Consider the following 4,251-nt stretch of genomic DNA (forward strand, 5'->3'; position numbering starts at 1 on the left):
GCCCGAGCCACCGGCCTGACCAAGCGATACGGTGAAGGGGACACCGCAGTCGTCGCCCTCGACGCCGTCGACGTGGAATTCGGCCGCGGCGAATTCACCGCCATCATGGGCCCCTCCGGCTCCGGCAAATCGACGCTCATGCACTGCATGGCCGGCCTCGACTCCGCGACCTCCGGCAACGCCCGCATCGGCGACACCGACCTGTCCGGGCTGTCGGACAAGGAAATCACCGCGCTGCGCCGCGACCGCCTCGGGTTCGTGTTCCAGTCCTTCAACCTCGTGCCCACGCTGACCGCCGAGGAGAACATCACGCTGCCCGTCGACATCGCCGGGCGGAAGGTCGACCGCGACTGGTTCGGGTCCATCACCTCGCGGCTCGGCTTGACCGAGAGGCTGTCCCACCGGCCGTCGGAATTGTCCGGCGGCCAGCAGCAGCGCGTCGCCTGCGCCCGCGCCCTCGTCGGGCGGCCCGAGATCATCTTCGGCGACGAGCCGACCGGAAACCTGGACTCCAACGCCTCCCGCGAAGTGCTGCAGATCCTGCGCACGGCGGTCGACGACCTGGGGCAGACCGTGGTCATCGTCACCCACGACGCCAACGCCGCCAGCTACGCGGACCGCGTCATCTTCCTCGCCGACGGCCGCGTCGTCGACGAGCTCCGCTCCCCCGACACCGACGCCATCCTCAACCGCATGGCGCGCATGGAACAGCCGTGAGCGCATCCTCCTCGACCATGCGGCGGCTGTCCCTGCGCAGCCTCGCCGCCCACAAGATCCGATTCGCCCTGACCATCCTGTCCGTGGTGCTGGGCACCGCGTTCATCTCCGGCGCATTCGTGTTCACCGCCTCGCTGAACAAGGCCTTCGACGGCGTGCTGGCCACCGCCTACGACGGCATGGACGTCGTCGTCGAATCCGCCTCCGGCACCCCGGGCATCGACCGGCCGACCGTCGACGCGATCCGCGCGGTCGACGGCGTCGAGGCGCTCAACGTCGGCGCCCGCGCGTCGAGCGTGATCATGACCGGCTCCGACGGCAAGCCCATCCAGACCGGCGGCGCGCCCGCCCAGGGCCTGCCCTTCTACGAGGAGCCGGAGTCCGTCGGACCCGCCGCGGCGTTCACCGAGGGCAATCCGCCGCGCGGCCCCGATGAAGTCGCGGTCAACGCCACCGCCGCCGAGCGCGGCGGCGTCGGCGTCGGCGACCGCGTCACCGTGGTCACCGGTTCCGACCGTGCGGACGTCACCATTTCGGGCGTCTACGAGCTCGACGGGGACGTCGCCGGCTGGATGGGCGTCCTCTTCCCGCTGGACAAGTGGATGGAGTTGTACACCGACGGCGAGCACGTCGGCCGCGTCACGCTGGCCGCCGCCGACGGCGTTTCGCCGGAGGAGCTGCGCGATCGCGTCGCCGCCGCATTCCCCGACTTCGAGGTCGACACCGGCGCCGCGCTGGCCGAGCGAGACTCGGAGCAGATTTCGCAGGCGCTCGGGTTCGTCAACTACTTCCTCGTCGCCTTCGGCCTCATCGGCCTGCTGGTGGGCACGTTCATCATCTCCAACACCTTTTCCATGCTGGTGGCGCAGCGGACGAAGGAGTTCGCGCTGCTGCGCGCCCTCGGCGCCTCCCGCGGGCAGCTCACCGGATCCGTGGTCATGGAGGCCGTCATCGTCGGCCTCATCGGCTCGCTGCTGGGCGTCGCCGCCGGCTTCGGCCTGTCGCAACTGCTGTACGTGGCCATGGGCGCGTTCGGGTTCGAGATGCCGGGCAGCGGCCTAACCGCCACCCCGTCCGCGGTCATCGTCCCGTTGGCGGCCGGGTTGATCATCACGGTCCTCGCCGCCTGGGCCCCCGCGGCCCGCGCCGGCGCCATTCCCCCGGTGGAGGCGATGCGCTCCGGCGACCAGGCCTCCGACCCGAAGCTCCGCCGGCGCACGCTGGCCGGGGCGGCGCTGGCCGTCTTGGCCATCGGCCTCATCGGATGGGCGCTGCAGTGGGACGACGGCGGCACCGGTTCCCGCGCCCGCCTCGTCGGCTTCGGCGCGGTCGCGGCGGTCGCCGCGATTTGGATGGCCGGTCCCGCACTGTCGATTCCGCTGGTGGGCGGGCTCGGAAGGATCATCGGCGCGCCGTTCAAGGCCGTCGGCAAGCTCGCGTCGACCAACTCGCGCCGCAACCCGCGGCGCACCGCCGCCACCGCATTCGCCCTCACGCTCGGCCTCGCGCTCGTCGCCAGCGTCGGCATGCTGGGCTCGACGATGAAGGGCGTCATCGACGACTTCATGGACGAGAGCTTCTCCGCCGACTACGTGCTCAGCCCGCCGCTGATGGCGCACGTGGCCATGCCGGAGGGCGTGCGCGGCGCCGTCGCCGAGGTCGACGGCGTCACCGACACCGCCACCGTGTACCTCGGGGCCGTGCAGGTCATCGACGCGAACGATCCCGCGGCCATCGAGGCCGCGCAGGCGCAGATGGGCGGCGGGGCCACCGGACCGGGCGGCCCCGGCGGGCCCGGCGGCGGATCCTTCCTGGACGGCGATTACGGCCGCTGGTACTCGGCCGAGACCGTCGCCGGCTCCCTCGACCTGACCGCGCCGGACGCCGGCGCCGTCGTTTCCAAGTCGGTCGCCGGGGAACGCGGCTGGGATCTCGGCCACCCGATCGGCCTGGTGTCGCCGATGGGCGTGCTGCAGACGGAGGTCACCGGCATCCACTCCGACCTCGACGGCGAGGGCGGCATCACCCTGTCCCCGTCGATCCTCGACCGGGCGGGGGCGTCGCGCGCGATGCTCACCCCGATGCAGATCTTCGTCGGCGTCGAGGGCGGTGCCGCCGACGCCCGGGCCGCGGCGATCGAGGACGGCGCCGACCCCGCCGACCGCAACGACTACCTCGATGAACCGCGCGTCGAATCCTTCCGCGGCCCCCTCGAGGACGCGGTCTCGCCGTACCTTGTCGTGCAGGTCCAGGATCGCGAGGAGTTCGGCAGCGTCGCCACCGCCTCCATCGACGGCCTGCTGGGCATCGTCTACGCGCTGCTCGGGCTGGCGGTGGTCATCTCGATCCTCGGCATCGTCAACACGCTCGCGCTGTCGATCATCGAGCGCCGCCAGGAGATCGGCATGCTCCGCGCCGTGGGCATGCAGAGGGCCGACATCCGCCGGATGGTCCGCCTCGAATCAGTCCAGATCTCCATCTTCGGCGCCGTCGTCGGCGCGCTTTTGGGGCTTGGCCTCGGGTGGGCGCTTCTGACCGTGCTTGCCGACGAGGGCATAGGCACCATCGTCGTCCCGTGGGGTTTGATCGGCACCATGCTGCTCGGCGCGGCGATCGTGGGAGTGTTGGCCGCGGTATGGCCGGCAAGGCGCGCAGCCCAGACGCCGCCGTTGGCGGCCATCGCCGACGAATAAGGGCAAGGCAAATGCAAGGACCCGCCCCCGCCCATGTGAGCGGAGGCGGGTCTTTAGTTCGGACAACATGCGGGCGCGAAGCCGGAACTACCACTCGGCCCTGATGCAGGGCGAGACGATCCCGCAATGTGAAGGCACCGCCGACAGGCCCGAAAGAGGATCAGACCTGCACGGACGCTGCGTTGGCGGACTTGGCGTCATCGATTTCGACGCGGCGGATGCGCTTGCCCAGGATCACGAAGAACATGACGAACGCGATGGTCAGCAGGATATGGCCGAGGCCGGCCATGCCGGACCACATGGCGCCCCAAGCATCGCCGTTGCCCATCGTGTGCACGATGCCGTTGGCGAGCATGAAGCCGATGGTCCACGCCAACGCAACGTTGTGGACGATGAACCACGCGTTGAAGGACTTGTGGGCCGAGAGACGGAACAGCTTCTCCAGGGCCAAGACGATGAGGAAGAAGAACGTCCCCAACACCAGCAGGTGCGTGTGCAGCGTATTCAGCTGCGACTGCTCGACGGCATCGAAGAAGCGCGTCCACTCCCGGTAGAAGACGCCGGCAACGAGGCCGAGGCCGAGGTAGGTGGCGGCGGCATAGTAGATCTTTCGCATGCCTCCGACGATAGGCCGGTCGCCCCAGAAGATCGATTCACCTGCGGTTTTCACCCCGAAGCCGGGTCAATCGATAGTTGGGGGCCTGCCCTGATCGCCCCTGGAAATGCGAATGGAGCTGTTGTCGGTGCCGCACCCCACACAAGGGGCAACGACACCAACAACAGCTCCACACACAAACGACGAAGGCCGCCGCCCCATCCCCCAACGGGGACAAGGCGACGA

The 4,251-nt window shown here is 69.8% G+C and carries 3 protein-coding genes; 2 read left to right on the forward strand and 1 reads right to left on the reverse strand.

Annotated features, from left to right (window positions below; all coding sequences use genetic code 11):
• The coding region (locus GX015_RS05090; RefSeq protein WP_291343286.1) for an ABC transporter ATP-binding protein at positions 1-717 on the forward strand (717 nt) is incomplete at its 5' end.
• Positions 714-3,410: an ABC transporter permease gene (locus tag GX015_RS05095; RefSeq protein ID WP_291343288.1), complete on the forward strand. Its 2,697-nt coding sequence runs from the start codon at positions 714-716 to the stop codon at positions 3,408-3,410. The genes GX015_RS05090 and GX015_RS05095, both read left to right, overlap by 4 nt.
• Positions 3,411-3,570: 160 nt before the next feature.
• Here GX015_RS05095 and GX015_RS05100 read toward each other — a convergent pair whose 3' ends face one another.
• Positions 3,571-4,026, reverse strand: coding sequence for a DUF2871 domain-containing protein (locus tag GX015_RS05100; protein WP_291343290.1), 456 nt, complete (start codon positions 4,024-4,026; stop codon positions 3,571-3,573).
• Between the last annotated feature and the right edge of the window lie 225 nt (positions 4,027-4,251).

Origin of the sequence: Corynebacterium sp., assembly GCF_012837295.1 — a bacterium.
GTDB lineage: Bacteria > Actinomycetota > Actinomycetes > Mycobacteriales > Mycobacteriaceae > Corynebacterium.